Origin of the sequence: Sphingobacterium psychroaquaticum (assembly GCF_900177625.1) — a bacterium.
In the GTDB taxonomy this organism is placed as follows: domain Bacteria; phylum Bacteroidota; class Bacteroidia; order Sphingobacteriales; family Sphingobacteriaceae; genus Sphingobacterium; species Sphingobacterium psychroaquaticum.
On sequence record NZ_FXAU01000002.1, the window covers coordinates 614,378 to 632,124 of the forward strand.

General features: G+C 41.7%; 12 protein-coding genes. 5 read left to right on the forward strand and 7 right to left on the reverse strand.

All coding sequences use genetic code 11. From position 1 onward, the window contains the following. Nucleotides 1–395 precede the first annotated feature (395 nt). From B9Y69_RS08135 to rhaT, 5 genes are all read right to left on the reverse strand, one after another. Complete coding sequence (locus tag B9Y69_RS08135; protein WP_234991140.1) at nt 396–1,805, reverse strand: sialate O-acetylesterase; 1,410 nt, start codon at nt 1,803–1,805, stop codon at nt 396–398. 29 nt (nt 1,806–1,834) lie between these two features. Then, the gene (locus B9Y69_RS08140; protein ID WP_085472434.1) at nt 1,835–3,190 is read right to left on the reverse strand and encodes an FGGY-family carbohydrate kinase; all 1,356 of its coding nucleotides are present in this window, start codon (nt 3,188–3,190) and stop codon (nt 1,835–1,837) included. A 12-nt stretch (nt 3,191–3,202) separates the two neighbouring features. Continuing rightward, nucleotides 3,203–4,477: a sugar isomerase gene (locus B9Y69_RS08145; protein WP_085472435.1), complete on the reverse strand. Its 1,275-nt coding sequence runs from the start codon at nt 4,475–4,477 to the stop codon at nt 3,203–3,205. Nucleotides 4,478–4,576: 99 nt separating this feature from the next. Further along, complete coding sequence (locus B9Y69_RS08150) at nt 4,577–6,691, reverse strand: bifunctional aldolase/short-chain dehydrogenase (protein ID WP_085472436.1); 2,115 nt, start codon at nt 6,689–6,691, stop codon at nt 4,577–4,579. A gap of 14 nt (nt 6,692–6,705) precedes the next feature. Next, nucleotides 6,706–7,779 carry an L-rhamnose/proton symporter RhaT gene (gene rhaT / locus B9Y69_RS08155; protein ID WP_085472437.1) on the reverse strand — a complete coding sequence of 358 codons (1,074 nt, stop codon included), beginning with the start codon at nt 7,777–7,779 and terminating at the stop codon, nt 6,706–6,708. 361 nt (nt 7,780–8,140) lie between these two features. On the opposite strand from rhaT, the gene B9Y69_RS08160 reads away from it, so the two are divergent. The 5 genes from B9Y69_RS08160 to B9Y69_RS08180 all read left to right on the forward strand — a co-directional run bounded on the left by B9Y69_RS08160 (nt 8,141) and on the right by B9Y69_RS08180 (nt 15,977). Beyond that, complete coding sequence (locus B9Y69_RS08160) at nt 8,141–9,970, forward strand: alpha-L-fucosidase (protein ID WP_085472438.1); 1,830 nt, start codon at nt 8,141–8,143, stop codon at nt 9,968–9,970. Nucleotides 9,971–10,230: 260 nt separating this feature from the next. Beyond that, nucleotides 10,231–11,145 (forward strand): AraC family transcriptional regulator, encoded by a 915-nt coding sequence (locus B9Y69_RS08165; protein WP_085472439.1) that lies wholly within the window; start codon nt 10,231–10,233, stop codon nt 11,143–11,145. A 7-nt stretch (nt 11,146–11,152) separates the two neighbouring features. Further along, nucleotides 11,153–13,705, forward strand: a complete 2,553-nt coding sequence (locus B9Y69_RS08170) for a glycosyl hydrolase family 95 catalytic domain-containing protein (RefSeq protein ID WP_234991142.1) — start codon at nt 11,153–11,155, stop codon at nt 13,703–13,705. Nucleotides 13,706–13,862: 157 nt separating this feature from the next. After that, nucleotides 13,863–15,401, forward strand: a complete 1,539-nt coding sequence (locus tag B9Y69_RS08175; protein WP_085472440.1) for a sulfatase family protein — start codon at nt 13,863–13,865, stop codon at nt 15,399–15,401. A 75-nt stretch (nt 15,402–15,476) separates the two neighbouring features. Further along, entirely contained in the window at nt 15,477–15,977 is a 501-nt protein-coding gene (locus tag B9Y69_RS08180; RefSeq protein WP_085472441.1) for a hypothetical protein, read from the forward strand. Nucleotides 15,978–16,067: 90 nt separating this feature from the next. On the opposite strand, the gene B9Y69_RS08185 is transcribed toward B9Y69_RS08180, so the two are convergent. Continuing rightward, nucleotides 16,068–16,967 carry an alkaline phosphatase family protein gene (locus tag B9Y69_RS08185; protein WP_085472513.1) on the reverse strand — a complete coding sequence of 300 codons (900 nt, stop codon included), beginning with the start codon at nt 16,965–16,967 and terminating at the stop codon, nt 16,068–16,070. A gap of 157 nt (nt 16,968–17,124) precedes the next feature. Further along, nucleotides 17,125–17,706 (reverse strand): helix-turn-helix domain-containing protein, encoded by a 582-nt coding sequence (locus B9Y69_RS08190; protein ID WP_085472442.1) that lies wholly within the window; start codon nt 17,704–17,706, stop codon nt 17,125–17,127. Nucleotides 17,707–17,747: the final 41 nt, after the last annotated feature.

Sequence of the window (17,747 nt, forward strand, 5' to 3'; positions counted from 1 at the left end):
GCAAATAGGTTATCCTTTTTCTGTTTTTTAATAGAAAATTTAAATTACATTTTATATAAAAATGAGATGGCCTAAGCTAAAATAGTATGTGTAAAAATTCTTACCATAATTGGTTAATGCTTATCAAATACAATGGTTTATAAGTCTATACTCAAATATATAAAAAGCGCTAAAAAACAGCATCCTGCACTATCCTGTCAGGATTACGTGTTGCTAAAATACTTTTTTAAAATGCTAAAAAGATGGCTCTCGGCGCTCTAATCGGACGAAAGGATTAGCTAGCCCATTTTTTCGATACATATACATGGCAAAAAAACCGGTAAGATTTTTACATCATACCGGTTCAAAAAAATAAAAGTATACCCTTCAAATTTTAAGCAACGTAAATGCACTATTTAATCAACCCACGAATCTGTACGAAATGGTGAAACAGGAAGTCCTTTTTCATTAAACAAATTAGGCATAGCGGTATCCGTAAACCCAAACCGCACAGCAACTGGGCGCGCTACTTTACTACTAAAAACAAGTAGCTTATCTTTCTGTATCTTTCCAGATGCTTTATGAAATACCTTGTCTTCTCCAGCGATGTATAAGTCTGTTATTTCCTTCCCCCTAGTTACGAGATTTCCCGTTAGGTAGTGGAACGTTACTTCTACTTTATCACCCTTAATTTCGTGGGCACTATAAATCGGAGACTTATAATCAGGAGTTGGTATCTGATAAATCTCAGCAAGCGTGATTTTTGCTAACCGGCTGGCTACTTCCTGTTTTTGAATAGGGTGAATATCATGTACGTTATCCACTAAATCGGTCACCACGACCATGCCTGACCGAGGCAATTCCACAGCCGTTTTCGCCTGTTGCTCCCGTAGTAAGGCAGATTGTACGCCCCCCTTACTATTATAAGCATAAGGAGCTATTTGCACAAAATAGAATGGTAACTCCTCCTCCCAAGCCGATCGCCAACTATTTACCATAGTCTTCATCAATTTGTCATACCCGGCAGAGCTTCCCACATTACTCTCCCCTTGGTACCAAAAAAAACCTTTTAAATTAAAACCTACCAATGGAGCAATCATGCCATTCCATAGAACACCATTCTCATGTGGTCTGTAGTCATTAGCCTTTTGCATTTTCGAAAAAGCGAGTAATGCCTGATCCGCCTCCACCTGATCTTTTGGCGTCCACACTTCCGCAGCAGTACCTCCCCAAGAAGAATTAACAATACCAATCGGTACGCCTTGCTTTTTATTCAGCTCTTTTGCCAAAAAGTAGCCGATCGCTGAAAAAGGCTTCAACGCTTTTTCGTTGAGGGACGACCACCCATTAGATATATTCTCCTGTGGCGCTAACGCCCCATTTCTATTGACCTGCAGCAGGCGTATATTCGGGTTGTTTGCATGCGGCAGTTCGTCTAGGATTTCTTTAAGGTTTTGATTTCCGCCCCATTCCATATTGGACTGACCTGAACAAAGGAATACATCACCCAACAAAACATCGGTGAATTGTATAAGCTCTCCGCCCGATACTACGCTTAATTTATATGGCCCACCAGCTTGCACTGTATTTATCTTAAGCTTCCATTTACCATTCGCATCTGTTTTCACCGTGACGGTATCTTTATTCCACGAACCATGCACTTTAACGGTGCTTCCGGCGTAGCCCCATCCCCATAGATTCACAGCGGATTCACGCTGTAAGACCATGTGGTCCGAGAAAAAATTAGGCAACCGTAACTGGGCGTATATTAAATTTCCGTAAAGCAAAAAAACAAGCGTAACAAAAAGGAGTTTTAGATTTTTCATAAGGTAAGTTTAATGGTTGTATGTATGCATCAGTGTCGAAAAAAGCGTAACTCAATAATATTATTTGGTATTGACAGACTATTCCAATGTTCATGGATAACCAACGCAGCACCGATCGCAGTAGCTTGTGCCATAGACGCAGCATAGACTTCAACATCGCTAAATGCAGCGGCCAATAGATTCATATAAATATTGTTTTTGCTAAAACCTCCATCTACAAAAATGCGGGTCACTTTCGTATGTAAGGAACGCACTAAAGCAGTAGATGCAACCTGTGCCTCCACCAAATGCATCACCAAAGCATGGTAAGCTTCTTCCACATCTTGATACCGCTCCAGATCAATTGTTGAGAATCCCGATAAATCTGCGGAAATAGGCTCTCTTTTGAGTTCATTTACGATGTCCCAATTAATTTCCATATTCCGAAAACGTGCCGAGGTCGTACCAAAATGATCCGCGATGCGTTTGGTTTGCTGCTCATGTTCATAGCCCGCAAACAAACGGGAAGCCTTTACTGGAGTACCCGAATAGGTCATATAAAACAACGTGTCCTTATCAAGCTCTTCTTTCGTTAGTTCTTCGGCATTAAAAGGATTCATCGAGATACACCAAGTACCCGTAGAGATCAAGATAAAAGGTTCATGAAAATTCAACAGATATGGAATAAGGGCCGATGAGCTATCATGTAGCCCCGCTCCAACACGGTATGGGCTTCCGGGGAAGGCTGCATCAAACACCTCATTCCCTTGAACAATAGGAGCCAGTACATGATTCAGCCCCTCTTGTGTAACCCACTGATGATATTCTTTTTTAGTAAAATTCCACAACGCGGTATGGCAACCAATACTTGTCATATCCGAAAAAATCTTTCCAGAAACCAAGAAGCTCAAATATTGTGGAAGATGTACCGCGTACTTCACTTGACGAAAAACAACGGGTTGCTCTACTTTTAGACGTAATAACTGTAGCCCCGAATTCAAGCTTCCCAACGCCGGAGAAGCTGTCGCTAATGAAAAAGTATCCTCTCCACCTTGGTTTTCATACAATTGATTCTGAATTTCTTCCGGATATTCTTTAAGATAATTATACAAAGGAGTTAATGGTCTTCCATTCTCATCAAGGTACACGAAACTGGCACCATAGGAGGTAAAGTTTATCGCCTTAATATCAAATTCATCCCGACGAAAAACTTCATGGAGAGAATCAAAAACAGATAACCGAAGGCTTTCCAAATTTTCACAAGGAAAGCCGTCCTCATCTGTTGTTTCTAAAAACCTAGCCGATCGTTCAAATACAATCTGATAGTGCTCATCAAACAAGAACAATTTCTTGTTTGTCTTCCCCACATCAAAAATTGCAATGACCGGTATACGAACTTTACTCATATATAACAATCCCTATAATCCCGTTGCAACGGAATTCATACCACGTTCCGCAATCAATTTTTTTCTAACATCCAGTGCGCGGAACAAGCCAATGGGATCCAATGCAGCGCCACTTCGCAAACGTGATTCCGCCACGATAGCACGCACATCAGTTCGGTACGCTTGCTGAAGAATCTCTTGCGCACGCACAACATCATTCTGCTGTTGTGCCTCTTTTAGTGCTGTCCGATCCACCAATAAGGCTTGTGCATAGGCAATTTTTATGGCTTCAACAGACTGTAACAAATCGGCCAAAGGATCTTTAAGATTATGCGACGCATCAATCATCCAGCCTAATCCAGTTGCATGATCAATCCCTCGAACATCCATCCCATCAACTAACTCATTAAAAATAAGGAACAACTGATACGGACGAATAGCCCCTGCTGTAAGATCATCATCCGCATACTTGCTGTCATTAAAATGGAAGCCCGCCAATTTACCCTCCATCAGCAAGAGCGATACAATCTGTTCGATATTTGCATTGGGTAAATGATGGCCTAAATCGACTAAGGTATATGCTTTATCACCTAATTTGTTGGCTAAAAGCAAGGATTGCCCCCAATCAGCGATAGTTGTTGAATAAAAGTTCGGTTCAAATGCTTTATACTCTACAAATAATTTCCAATCCGCTGGCAAGTGCGCGTATATCTCTTTTAAGCTCTCTAATGTGTTCTGAAAAGCTTCTCTAAAATTCAATTGTCCCGGAAAAGAAGAACCATCAGCAAGCCATACCGTTAATGCCTTTGAGCCAAGCGCGATCCCATGTTTTATGACTTCGATGTTATGCGCAACAGCCTGTTTCCGCACATTGGGATCTACGTGCTGTAAGGAGCCAAATTTATAGCTATAAGCTTGCCCCGCTTGATCTTGAAACGTATTGGAATTCATGGCATCAAACTTCAATCCATAAGAAGTAGCCAACGCTTTTATTTCTTCTGCATTTTGAGGAATATCCCAGGGGATATGTAAGGAGATGGCACCGCTGGACTGATTCAATGCATGCAATAAACCTACATCTTCGATTTTTTGCTCCAAGCTTCCGGGCTCACCCTGACCGGAAAAGCGACCAAATCGCGTTCCTCCTGTACCAAGTGCCCAGCTAGGAATAGCAATCTGAAAACGTTGTAACTTTTCCAGGATATCGTCGATATTATCCACATCGGAAGAAACAAAATCAAAAGCGCGTTGATGACGTTCTTGTAGTCCCTGATTATGTTGATCTATAATTGATTTTTCTATTTTCATCTTTTCACATAAATAAGGTTAGGTAGATAGCGTTTTATCAGACACCCGTAAATATAAAAACTATACTTTATGATATTCGATAAAACGCCATGTAAAATATTAACGTACAAATGCCATGGCGACACCACCATCAACATTAAGCACATTACCTGTTGATTTGTGCAAATCCCCACCAACAAAGGCAAAACAAGCATTTGCGATGTCCTCCGGTAGTATTATTTCATTAAGCAATGTGCGTTTCGCATAATAGGCAGGTAGCTCCTCTACTGTGATACCATATGCTTTGGCGCGACCTTCCGCCCAACCGCCGGCCCAAATATTACTATCTGAAATTACCGCATCCGGATTCACCACATTTACACGGATTTTGGCCGCACCGAGCTCCGCAGCATTTAGACGACTTAGGTGCAGCTGCGCGGCCTTAGCACTGCCGTATCCTGCATTATTTGGTCCACTCACCAACGCATTCTTGCTCACAATGTTAACAATATCACCACCGATTGCTTGAGCTTTTAAAACTTTTGTCGAAGCTTGCGTCACCAAAAACTGACCTTTGGCCAAAACATCGTACAACAAATCCCAATCTTTCTGGGTATGATCTTCAATGGTTTTAGAGATTGAAAGCCCAGCATTATTAACAACAATATCTACGCCTCCAAATGCCAAAGCCGCCGCCGTAAACGCTCCTTCGATCTGCTCCTGATTCGTTACATCCAATGTTGCAGTTGTAACTGCATCCTGTCCAAATAGGCTAACAAATTCTGCTTTAGCATCCGCTAATCGATCTTCGTTAAGATCATTGAGTACCACCACAGCCCCCTCACTAGCAAAACGTTTCGCAATCGCCTTGCCAATACCTCCAGCACTCCCGGTTACCAATGCGACCTTACCCGATAGCGCTTTCGGTTTAGGCATTCGCTGTAGTTTTGCCTCTTCTAGCAACCAATATTCAATATTGAACGCTTCCTGACGTGGCAATGCTGTATATGTACTAACAGCCTCGGCTCCTTTCATCACATTAATAGCATTGATGTAGAATTCTGCCGCCACACGAGCCGTTTGTTTGTCTTTCGCGAAAGCAAACATCCCTACGCCAGGGAACAAAATAATAACTGGATTCCGATCTCGGATAGCGGGACTATTCGGGTGTTTACAGCTTTCATAATACGCGGTATACATCGCTCGATAGTCTTCAAACAATGGGTTCAACCGTTCTTTTATCGCTTCCACATCGGAAAGATCCTCACCTTTTTCCAGCGTTAGTACTAAGGGTTGGATTTTAGTCCGTAAAAAATGATCCGGACAACTTGTTCCAAGCGGTGCTAAACGTTCTAAATCATTGGAATTAATAAACTCCAATACGCGTTCATCATCGGTAAAATGACCTATCATATGTCGCTCACTGGAACAGAACCCACGCAAGATTGGCGCTAATTTAGCCGCTTGGCTCAACCGCTCCTCAGCGGATAAGCTCGTTTCTTTCGGACCACCGAAAACTGGACGTGTCTTTCCATAATTTTTCTCTAGGTAGGAAGCGCACGCTTCAATCACTTCTAGGGAATTAACATAGCATTCATATGCCGTATCTCCCCAAGTGAATAAACCATGAGAGCCCAGCATAATACCTCGTATCCCGGGGTTCTCTTCCAAACAGGACCGAAGTTGTAGCCCAAGATCAAAACCTGGTTTCTGCCAATCTACCCATCCTATTGTACCATGAAACAATTCCTGGGTTATCTTCTTCCCATCTTTAGCGGCCGCAATAGCGATAGCTGCGTCCGGATGTAAATGATCGATATGTTTAAAGGGTAAAAAGCCATGCAATGGCGTGTCTATCGATGGAGCCTTAGAACTCAAGTCAAAGATACAATGGTTAAAAAGTTCTACCATTTCATCTTCATGGTCCATGCCGCGGTACACTTTCTCCAAGCTACGTAACCGCTCGACATACAATGCCGCTAAGCCCGACTTCTTTAGTGTGCCAATATCACCACCTGACCCTTTAATCCACATCACCTCTACAGACTCGCCTGTCAAAGGGTCTTTATCATTCGTCTTGCAGGATGTATTTCCTCCACCATAATTGGTAATGCGTAAATCGGACCCCAATAAATTGGATCTATATAAAAGTAAAGCTACCTCATCACCTTCGAGCGACTTTGCCTTGTCCTCATCCCAGAGGTATTCAACATGTTTAAATGTATCTAATTGCATATATCTATGTGTTATTACTCTAATGTTTTTGCTAATCCTACGATACAAATCGACAGGATAATCGTTACAATACCCCATACAATAGCACGAGAAGTGGGCCTACTAACTCCTTTCCATTCCTTCAGGATAATCCCCCAAGCGTTGGATATCAAAATAATGAACGCCATGTGTAGAATCCATGAACTGGCACCATTGCCTAGTCGACTTTCACCCATGCCGTAGAAGAAAAATTGGAGATACCACGTTGTTCCTGCCAGCGCACTAAAGAGTAAATTCTTACCGTTTGGCGCCGACGGTTTGCCATAGTCAGCGTATGTTTTGTTCTTAATAAGAAGATAGGTACACCATATAAAATTGGTCGTAAAACCACCCCATAGTATAACCACGTAGGTAACGTTGTTTTGGTAAAGAAACTCTCCCTGTCCCGGATTCAGACTCTTCCATAATTGGTTCGCAACATCGGCCATCGGTTTTCCGGATTCAATACCAAAATTGAAACAAGCACTCAACATCCCTGACACAATCGCTACAACGATACCTACGCCAAAATTGTACTCTGTTTCCGCTTTTCCAGACAGCTTACTCAAACCTTTTTCTTTGAGCATCCCGGCTTTACCACAGAGATACACCCCCAAGAGACAGACCAAGAGACCAACCATCACACAAAGGCCTGATGTCGTGGAGAAAAAATAATCGATACCATGCTTTCCGGGGGATGGGTTCACAAAGTAATAGAAAGCCGGCATGAGCGCACCCAATACCATACTCAAACCCAACATAATGCTGCTACCCAAAGAAACACCGAGGTAACGGACACCCAAGCCGTAGGTCAATCCGCCAATCCCCCATAGCAGACCAAACAGGAAGGTATACCCGACAACGGACACATCCGTATCTCGAATGATGTCCATGAAGTTAGGAATGGTAATATAAGCGGCTAAGGGAGGAACAAGGATCCAAGAAAATAATCCGCCCAGAATCCACATGGACTCCCAGGACCATCCTTTAACTTTTTTATAAGGAACATAAAAACTTCCAGAGGCAAACCCTCCAATGAAATGAAACAAAACGCCCGCTAATGCATTCATAAAAAATAAACTAGGTTTAATACGATGTGAAATCGAAATGAAAATTAGAATTTATAAGCCAAATAACTGTTATGTACTGTCATGTAGATATCGTCACGAAATACATAAAAAAACTACTTATTTTTCATAAAATATGGAAGGCCTTATACCGAACAGCTCTATATCTATTTAAAACTTAAACAATCGATTGCTTTTAGGCGTATCTTTTGTCAATAAATATAATCTCCTATCTTGTAAATATTTAGAACAGTCTCCATCCTCGTTTTCAAATAGAAACACTATTTAATCGAAAGGCAGGCCGTTGTCTAAACCTAATTAATCATGGCTACTTGCTTCACTATTAAAACCGAGATCTTAAAACATGAACCTATTAAAAAAAATTACGCTAGCCACCATCTTTACAGGACTCTCCTTTTGTGCCAATAGCCAAGAGACTTCGGTACCATACGAAGGTGTCCCAGGGTGGGAATCGACCAAGAAAGAACGGTTGGAATGGTTTCGCGAAGCTCGTTTCGGGATGTTCATCCACTGGGGGCTATACAGTGCGGCGGGAGGAAGCTGGGATGGCAAACAATATCCACAACACTATGCAGAGTGGATACAAGCCTGGGCGAAAGTAGAGAGCAAACCATATGCACAGGTATTAAAGCCTAAGTTTACAGCTTCAAAATTTGATGCCAACGCTTGGGCATCACTTGCTGAAAGAGCGGGAATGAAATATGTAATTATTACCTCGAGACATCATGAGGGTTTTTCAATTTTCAATAGTCAGCAGCCCTATTCCGTGCACAATGATGTAACGGGCGGAACAAATATATCACCAGCAGGACGTGATCTGTATGGAGAGGTCGTCAACGCCTTCAGAACAAAGGGACTGAAAGCGGGCGCATATTATTCCTTATTGGATTGGCAGCACCCTGACTCGTATGAAGGTCTCTCGTACCTAAACCCAAACCCTACCGGATACAAACCGGACCACGAAGCATACAAAAAATACCTTTATGGACAAATCAAGGAATTAGCAAACAACTATGGTGGACTAGATGTCCTATGGTTGGATTTCAGTAGTAAAAAACATCAGGGTGAGAGCTGGGGTACTAAACAGATTCTTACCGATCTTATAACATGGCAGCCCCAAATCATCGTAAACAATAGATTTTGGGATGGCCTGGAGAATAAAAATGGTGATATTGGCACACCCGAAAAATATATTCCACCAACGGGTCTACCCGGTATGGATTGGGAGGTTAGCCATACCATGAACGAAAGTTATGGCTATAGCGCGCATGATCAAAACTGGAAATCGTTTGACAAAATGATGCGTCTATTTATTGAAACAGTTAGCAAAGGTGGTAATTTCTTGCTCAATGTTGGTCCAGATGCAGAAGGAGCAATTCCGCCACAGGCGACTAAATTACTAACTGAGATTGGACATTGGATGGATGTTAACCATGATGCCATATATGGCAGCGAAGCAAGTCCATTTCCAGCTTTAGACTGGGGATATTGCACCCAAAAAGCGGGTAAACTATACTTCCATGTGTTTGATATCCCAGCGAATGGAAAGATTGAAATACCGCTAAAAAGTCCGATCATGAAGGCTCACCCCCTCGCGAGCAAGAAAATACTCCAAGTAACAAACGGTAAAGCGGGGAAAACAATACAATTGCCAAAGGATCTGCATAATATCAAGATGCCTATGGTCATTGTGGCCGAAATAGAAGGAATGCCTATAATACTCGAAAGCCAAGTACAAACACAAAAAGATGGACGTATTATTCTAACCGCCAACAATGCCAAATTAGTCGGCACAAACGGGATCAAGTTGATCGGCGCACATACACACGATCCAAATCGTCCAAATGCAATTGGCGCTTGGTCACAAACTTCGGATCATGTATATTGGGATATTAAGGTACAACGTCCAGGCCAATATAAGGTTGTTGTGAATTATCTTCCTCATCAGGAGAAATCCGGGACTATCACCATCCAATTCGGCAATAATACGGTTCCTTCCAAATTGGAAAAAGATAAAAATGGAAAATTCATAGATCTTGAAATCGGTCAAGTAGAAATTTCGCAGCAAGCGATAGGAGAAACAGCTGTACGCCTCACATTAAACGCTCAGACTATCGAAGGTGGAGCACTGCCTGAAATAAGCTCCATCAGTCTTGTTCCAATACAAAAATAAATAGAGAGACCTGCCTTACTGTGTCCATCATCAAGGCAGGTCTCTCTATTTCAACGGATCAAAATATACGGGTAACAGCGACATCTCCAAAACCCGCACTTTCTCCAGCACAAAATTCCTAATAACGTTTTTTTTCAGCCCAACGAAATTTAACAGCACGCAATCGATTGACCAAAAACACGCCACCCCTTTGTACATACAAAGACTTGCGCTATATTAGCTTCATTATAACCAAAATATAAAAAAATAAACCAATTTTGATGAAACCGATATTTGCGAAAGTTCTCGAAGGATTGGAGAACAATGTATTTGAGACACGAAAAATAAATCGTCCCTATTTCTCTACAGAGTTTCATTTCCACAAGGAATGTCAAATCACATATATTGTAGAAAGCGAGGGGCGTCGCATCATTGGTGATAATCTAGACACTTTTGAAAGCGATGAATTAACCTTTATAGGCTCCAATTTACCTCACGTATGGCATAACGATCGTCGTGACGCCTCCCCCTTGCATAACGCTTCATCATTATCCTTATTTTTTGACCCGGAAAGGCTTCTTCACATCTGTCAATCATTATTCAACACCAAAAGTATGGAAGAATTCATTGCCTTATCAAAACAAGGGTTACTGTTTTATGGACAAACAAAACAGCAGCTAAAAACGCTGTTACAGGAAATGGTCGATGCGAATGATTTTCAGAAGACAATTTACTTGTTCCGTCTAATTGAAATACTGATCAATACCAAAGAGTACAAATTACTGTCCAGTTCGAGCTATGTGAATACGTATGTCAGCAAAGACAACGATGTGATTGATCGAATCTTCAGACATGTGTTCAATAACTATCAAAATGAAATCACCCTGGATGAGGTAGCACAAATTGCCAACCTTACAAAAACTGCTTTCTGTCGTTACTTTCGCTCTCGCACGCAAAAAACATTTATACAGTTCGTCAACGAGGTTCGGGTGAGTCAAGCGTGCAAGTTGATTGCAAGCAACCAAGAGCAAATAACCAACATCGCTTATGCATGCGGTTTTAATTCCATATCGAACTTCAATAAAATATTTAAATCCATCAAAGGGGAAACACCCTCGGAATATAAAAACAAACTATACACCGGCATCAATTTAAACATTCCTTCGATATCCCAGTTCAACTCTATTGCTTACTAATAGGTTCATGACCGTTAGAAATCATGCTTTATCGGACAATAGGAATACGCAAGTATCGCCGATTACAGATACTCCATCTAAAAAAGCGTTCGATACGCCCCCTATCGTTCCATTCCTGTATCCGAAAACGGAAGCTGACATAGACGGGCATCAGCCTCGTTACCATGGGGTTTCATTCGCACCCGCAACGCAATCAATAAACAAACGAAACCAAAACCTTGATAATTTAGTAGCAGAAATTGGAAAAATTGTTGTAGTCAACAGATTCTATATAAGGTATATTGTCTCACTTTTACAAAATCTAATCATGAAATCTATCTTTCTGTCTTTCGTATTGTCTATAATAGGTCTTTCTCTTTTCGCACAGAAATCAAAAACCTATAACCTTTCCTTTAAGGATCTTGCTAAGCAATGGGACGAAGCAATCCCACTAGGCAACGGCATGATAGGCGCCCTTATCTGGGATAAAGAAAACACCATTCGTTTATCATTGGATAGAGCCGACTTATGGGACGAACGGAAAGCTTTTCCTATAGAGGAGCATACTTTTGAATGGGTGACCGAACAAGTAAAAAACAAAACCTATGCTGCAGCTCAAAAATGGGGAGACAGTCCATATGACACCTACCCTTACCCAACTAAGCTTCCGGCCGCAGCATTGACATTCAACTTACCTTCCCTAGGCAAAGTTATTTCTAATACCCTAGATATACACACCGCAACACATACTTTAACCTTTGATAACGGCACCATCTTCACCAACTTTGTGCATGCAACACAGCCCATTGGTTACTTTGAGATCGAAGGCCCCACAGCCACCTTAGCCACTCCAACTTTGGTACCCCATACGTATCAAGCTGCAAACGATGATGGTAAAGCGGTAAGCGTGGTAAGTGGACAGAGCCTTACACGCCTAGGTTATAAAGGGGGACAAATAGAACGTTCCGCCAATCAGCAACGCATTCACCAAACAACCTATGATGGTCGATACTTTGAAGTGCTCCTGGAATGGCGCATGATATCCCCGACTAAAATAATTGGACTATGGACCATCGCTAACAACAATAAGGCAGACCTCTCCCAAGAAATAAAACAGATCAGTGCCCCTACGTTGCGCCGCACGCATGAGAACTGGTGGGCAAACTATTGGTCAAAATCCGGCATCCAAATTCCAGATGAGCTCTTGGAACGTCAATATTATCTCGAACTTTACAAGTTGGGCTCTTCCGCACGAAACGGTGCTCCCGCTATTACACTACAAGCCGTTTGGACAGCTGATAATGGCGGACTCCCTCCTTGGAAAGGAGATTTCCATAACGACTTGAATACACAACTGAGCTACTGGCCAGCGTACACTGCCAATAGACTTGAAGAAGCCAAAACCTATACGGACTGGCTTTGGAAAGTACGTCCAGCGAACTTGGAATACACCCAACAGTATTTTGGTGTAAGCGGCCTAAATATTCCCGGCGTATTAACGCTCAATGGCTACCCAATGGGCGGCTGGATACAATATTCGCTTTCCCCTACGGTAAGCGCATGGACGGCACAGCACTTCTACTGGCAGTGGAAATACAGCATGGATTCCGAATTCTTAAAAAAACAAGCTTATCCCTATATCATCGAATCTGCCACCTTCCTGAAGAATATTACATTCCTTAAAAATGGGAAACGCTATCTCCCGTTGAGCAGCAGTCCTGAATACAATGATAACAGTATCAACGCCTGGTTTCCGGACTGGACTAATTTTGATTTAGGTTTAGCACATTTTCTTTTTTCTGCAGCAGCCGAAATCAATGAAGCAGTTGGCCAACAGGAAGAAGCAAAAAAGTGGTTAATTACAAAAGCCGAGTTACCGCCATATGCACTTAACCAGACAGGTATGCTCGTGGCCGTTGATAAACCAATGGAACACTCGCACCGCCATATGTCTCCCTATATGGCTATATATCCACTTGCTCAACTGGATATAAACAAAATAGAAGACAAAACGATAATAGAACAGTCACTTACTCACCTCGAAAAGCTCGGAACACGCGCTTGGGTTGGCTACTCTTTTTCGTGGATTGCCTGCCTACATGCTCGTGCTAAACAGAGCCAACAGGCTGTCGCCAACTTACAGAAATTTGCTAGCAACTTTTGTTCGGTTAACTCCTTTCACCTAAATGGGGATCAAAAAGGTGGAGAATATTCTGGTTATACCTACCGTCCATTTACCTTAGAAGGAAATTTCGCCTTTGCACAAGGTGTACACGAATTACTGATCCAGAGTAAACCAGGATACGTAGAAATCTTTCCCGCAATCCCGTCACAATGGGAAAATGTTGCGTTTGAAAACCTACGGACACAGGGCGGCTTTCTGGTAAGCGCTGCTCGCATAAAAGCTCAACGAACCCACATTGAAGTGCTTGCCACAGCGCCAGGAACCTTCACCCTGATGTATCCCGGAAAACTTCAAGCTAAACAAGGAAAGAAAATAAGTCTCCACAAAAATGGGCTATTATATATCCAACTTAAAAAGGGGGAAAAAATAGTCTTAGAGGAGGAGCTCAAGGTTTAATTCTAAATGCGTATCGCTACACATTGATATAAACAGACACGTAAAGATTGACTTTAAACCGGTGCAATCGTTTGGCTAAAAATAGCTAAGATGGAAAGATAATCCAAAGAGACACATCTAAATACGTAACTTAGAACACCCTAATACATCTAATATTATGACCCAGAACAGCATATTTCAACGTCGACTTTTCCCTATCTGGATACTTGTATTTTTCAATATATCGATCGGCTCTGCACAGCAGAAAACGAATACCCCAAATGTTATAATTATCTACGCAGATGACCTTGGTTACGGTGATGTAAGCAGTTATGGTGCAAAGAAAATACAAACTCCAAACCTAGATCGGCTAGCTAAATCCGGTACGCGCTTTACAAATGCCCATAGCACCTCTGCCACTTGTACACCCTCTCGGTTTTCACTCATGACGGGGCGCTACCCATGGCGGCAGCAAGGCACCGGTGTACTCCCGGGCGATGCTAAACTGATTGTTCCAACAGACAAACCAACATTACCAAAAATCTTTAAACAAGCCGGTTATCGAACAGCAGTTGTTGGCAAGTGGCACCTAGGTCTGGGAACACAAGTAGAAAAAAACTGGAACGAACCCATCAAACCTGGGCCTAATGATGTCGGTTTTGATTACTCTTTTATCTTTCCTGCGACGGCCGATCGCGTACCGACCGTTTTTATGGAAAACCACCGTGTAGTAGGGCTAGATCCTAATGACCCGATACAGGTCAACTACCAGAAACAAGTGGGCAACGACCCTACGGGCAAAGAACATCCGGAGCTCCTTAAAAAGCAGTCTTCCCCCGGTCAAGGGCATAACAATACCATTGTAAACGGTATCGGACGCATCGGTTATATGACGGGAGGAACTAAAGCGCGATGGGTTGACGAAGAAGTATCCACCACATTCTTGTCCGTAGCACAACAGTTTATTGAGGATAATAAAACACAACCATTTTTCTTGTTTTTTGCCTTAACAGAACCACATGTACCACGTATGCCAGCAACATTCTTTAAAGGGAAGAGCGACTTAGGTTATCGCGGTGATGCCATTCTTCAATTAGATTGGACGGTCGGAAAAATCATGGATCAATTGGAGTTATTAGGTATTGCAGACAAAAGCATAATCATTTTTTCTAGTGATAATGGGCCGGTTATTGATGACGGTTACCAAGATGAGGCCGTCGCCCGCGGCGAAGGACATCGTGCAGCAGGCCCCCTTCGAGGTGGGAAATATAGTATATTCGAAGGCGGCACACGCGTCCCTTTTATTGTCAGCGGACCTGGTGTTAACAGGAATCATGTATCGGACGCCTTAGTTTGTCAGATAGACTTATTAGCATCTATGTCTCAATTACTTGGACAATCTGTACCGAAAGAAGCGATCGATAGTAAACCAATCGTTCCAGCACTTCTAGGGAAGCATGAAAAAGGTCGTGATTATTTAATAGAACATGCGGGCACATTAGCCGTTGTTAAAGATCACTGGAAGTATATTGCCCCCAGCAATGGTCGCGCTTACGATGCATCTACAGACACGGAATTGGGCAACAACCAGCAACCACAGCTTTACAATCTCAAAGAAGATATCGGAGAAAAGGTAAATCTAGCGGATAAACATCCTAAAATAGTAAAGGAATTACAGGATCTATTAGAACAGGAGAAAAGCAAAGTGACACCTTAAGCCTAGATTTTAAAATATGATTTAAAATTGGACGAAATTTTGCTGAACTGATTAAAATACTTTAAATACAGTAAAATGAACAGATTAAAAACACTAGCCTCAATGGGCCTTTTGTTGGCGGGGTTGATCAGCTGCAACCAACAATCTGGGAAAGAAACGACTTCCACAACAAGTACCTACGACCTGGCAGACAGTAATATGTCACAATCTGTCGAACCTACACAAGCTGTTAATGGAAATTATGTAAGCGAAGGCTACCAGAACAGAAGCAAAGGATATGATTGGGTAGGGATTTCTGTGGAGACGACAACAGATAGTACGATTTCCGTTTATGTTCACTCAAGAACCGATGTAAAAAAACCGACATGTACACTGGATCCCACACCGGCTAAACGTGTAAAAGCAAATGTTTATCAAGCATTGCTACAGGAAAAACCGGTACTATTCACTTTCAGTGATACATCCGTTACGATATCCCCTTTGAACCAGCAAGATGAGGGAATATTACATTATTATTGTTCCGGAGGAGCAACGTTAGCGGGCTCATACCATAAAACCTCAGATCAAATAAAGTAAGCATACCATAAAAAAAGAAGCGACCACCTACACAAACAAGGGCGGTCGCTTTTTTTATGGTAACAATGGTCTACAGATCTTGTCGCTTTTCTATTTAAAGACAGATAATGGTACCTGACCGGTCCATGCTAAGGGTTGTTTTACGCCTAGCAGGTATAAAATTGTCGATGCCGTGTTGACCGTATTATTGGGTTGCTCGATTTTAAAACCTTTTTTGATTCCTGGTCCGGTAATACCCCAGGGAACGATCATTTCATCCACCGTAACCCCACCGTGACCAAACTCAATTCCTCCATGGTCTGACAAGAACATAAAATGCGTATCTTCATATAGGTTTTCTTTTTTTAATTTATCTAAAAACAGACCGATTTGTATGTCAGCTTCTTCAATAGATTTAATATATTCTGGGGACATCCATTTATGTTTATGCCCCGCATGATCGGTATGCACAGAATAAAGAAATACCAATGTTGGGTCTTTTTTGTTCTTTACAATAAAGTCAAATGCTTTCGTATAATTTTGGATATAGGCATCGTCTTCTAAATAGCTTACCTCATCAAAATTTTTCTTATTATGGGGATAGAATAGGTTTATCCAGTTATAATAAAAAGCCGTTTTAATCCGAGGCACCTCTTTTTTAACAACAGTAAACACCGATGGATAATACCCTTGCTCATCTTTAACAACAGATGGAAGCTTAATCTTGTCGATCTGCCATCCATTATCAACAATGCCATGTTGCTCTGGTCCACTACCTGTAAGATGACTCGTCCAATTGGGAAGCGTCACGGACGGCATCACAACTCTAGTGCTCATGGAAAGCGACCCTTCAGCAATTAACCGATCCAAGTTAGGGGTATGTGCCTTTTCAAAACCTGCGACAGAAATACCGTCCAGCGAAATCATAACGATTCGTTTACCTTTAGGTGGCGCACCAAAAACAAAAAATGCAGCGCATAAAAAGGTGATAGATGTAATTAGTTTTTTCATTAATGCTTTTACAATTAGGTTACGCACATTACCGTGCGCAGTATCAAAAGTATAAACATATTTTTAATATAAGTAAACTTAAGTGTTAATTTTGCATTAATTATAGGACTAAATCTTAGAATTCGTTAATTTTTGTTTACAAATCTTAAACAACGACTTATTTACGGTTTTGCTCGAAGAAATACACGATCAGCATTAATGCATTCGTGCGGCCGATATTTCGGGGGGTGTGCGAGAGACGGCCATCAAAGAAAATAGAGTCTCCTTCTTCCAAAGTCACCGTCTTACCATTGAAGATATATTCGACAGTGCCTTTAACAATATATTTATATTCAAATGCCTCCGTTTCTACCATAGGTCGAACCGCATCAGGAACTAGTTCTAATAAAACAATATCCAACATGGAGCTGTCCATCGATGTCGTTAGAATACGATTGTAGTGAAAGCCTACCGCTTGCTCCTTTTCAAAAGGTTCATAATCTGTCTTCTTCCGTACGACAATAGGACCTGCCTCCTCTCCCGATTTAAAATCTTTGAAAAAATCATTTAAATCTACATGCAACGAGCTAATAATATTTACCAAAACCAGTAGTGAGGGAACAGTCCGATTGTTTTCAATTTGGGAAATCAATCCTTTACTAACACCAGCCCTATCAGCCAATTCCTGAATAGTAATACCCTTTTCCTTACGGATCTCCTTAATTTTTGAACTGATCTTAAATATTGTATTATCTTCCATACCTATTTCAAACTTAGATAAATTTCTTTTAAATGTCCGAA

What these genes read in the sequence shown, in the direction of transcription:
- B9Y69_RS08185 (WP_085472513.1), bottom strand. Translation starts at nt 16,967, where the DNA reads ATGAAAAAACTAATTACATCTATCACCTTTTTATGCGCTGCATTTTTT.
- B9Y69_RS08180 (WP_085472441.1), top strand. Translation starts at nt 15,477, where the DNA reads ATGAACAGATTAAAAACACTAGCCTCAATGGGCCTTTTGTTGGCGGGG.
- B9Y69_RS08170 (WP_234991142.1), top strand. Translation starts at nt 11,153, where the DNA reads ATGACCGTTAGAAATCATGCTTTATCGGACAATAGGAATACGCAAGTA.
- B9Y69_RS08175 (WP_085472440.1), top strand. Translation starts at nt 13,863, where the DNA reads ATGACCCAGAACAGCATATTTCAACGTCGACTTTTCCCTATCTGGATA.
- B9Y69_RS08135 (WP_234991140.1), bottom strand. Translation starts at nt 1,805, where the DNA reads ATGAAAAATCTAAAACTCCTTTTTGTTACGCTTGTTTTTTTGCTTTAC.
- B9Y69_RS08140 (WP_085472434.1), bottom strand. Translation starts at nt 3,190, where the DNA reads ATGAGTAAAGTTCGTATACCGGTCATTGCAATTTTTGATGTGGGGAAG.
- B9Y69_RS08150 (WP_085472436.1), bottom strand. Translation starts at nt 6,691, where the DNA reads ATGCAATTAGATACATTTAAACATGTTGAATACCTCTGGGATGAGGAC.
- B9Y69_RS08145 (WP_085472435.1), bottom strand. Translation starts at nt 4,477, where the DNA reads ATGAAAATAGAAAAATCAATTATAGATCAACATAATCAGGGACTACAA.
- B9Y69_RS08160 (WP_085472438.1), top strand. Translation starts at nt 8,141, where the DNA reads ATGAACCTATTAAAAAAAATTACGCTAGCCACCATCTTTACAGGACTC.
- B9Y69_RS08190 (WP_085472442.1), bottom strand. Translation starts at nt 17,706, where the DNA reads ATGGAAGATAATACAATATTTAAGATCAGTTCAAAAATTAAGGAGATC.
- B9Y69_RS08165 (WP_085472439.1), top strand. Translation starts at nt 10,231, where the DNA reads ATGAAACCGATATTTGCGAAAGTTCTCGAAGGATTGGAGAACAATGTA.
- rhaT (WP_085472437.1), bottom strand. Translation starts at nt 7,779, where the DNA reads ATGAATGCATTAGCGGGCGTTTTGTTTCATTTCATTGGAGGGTTTGCC.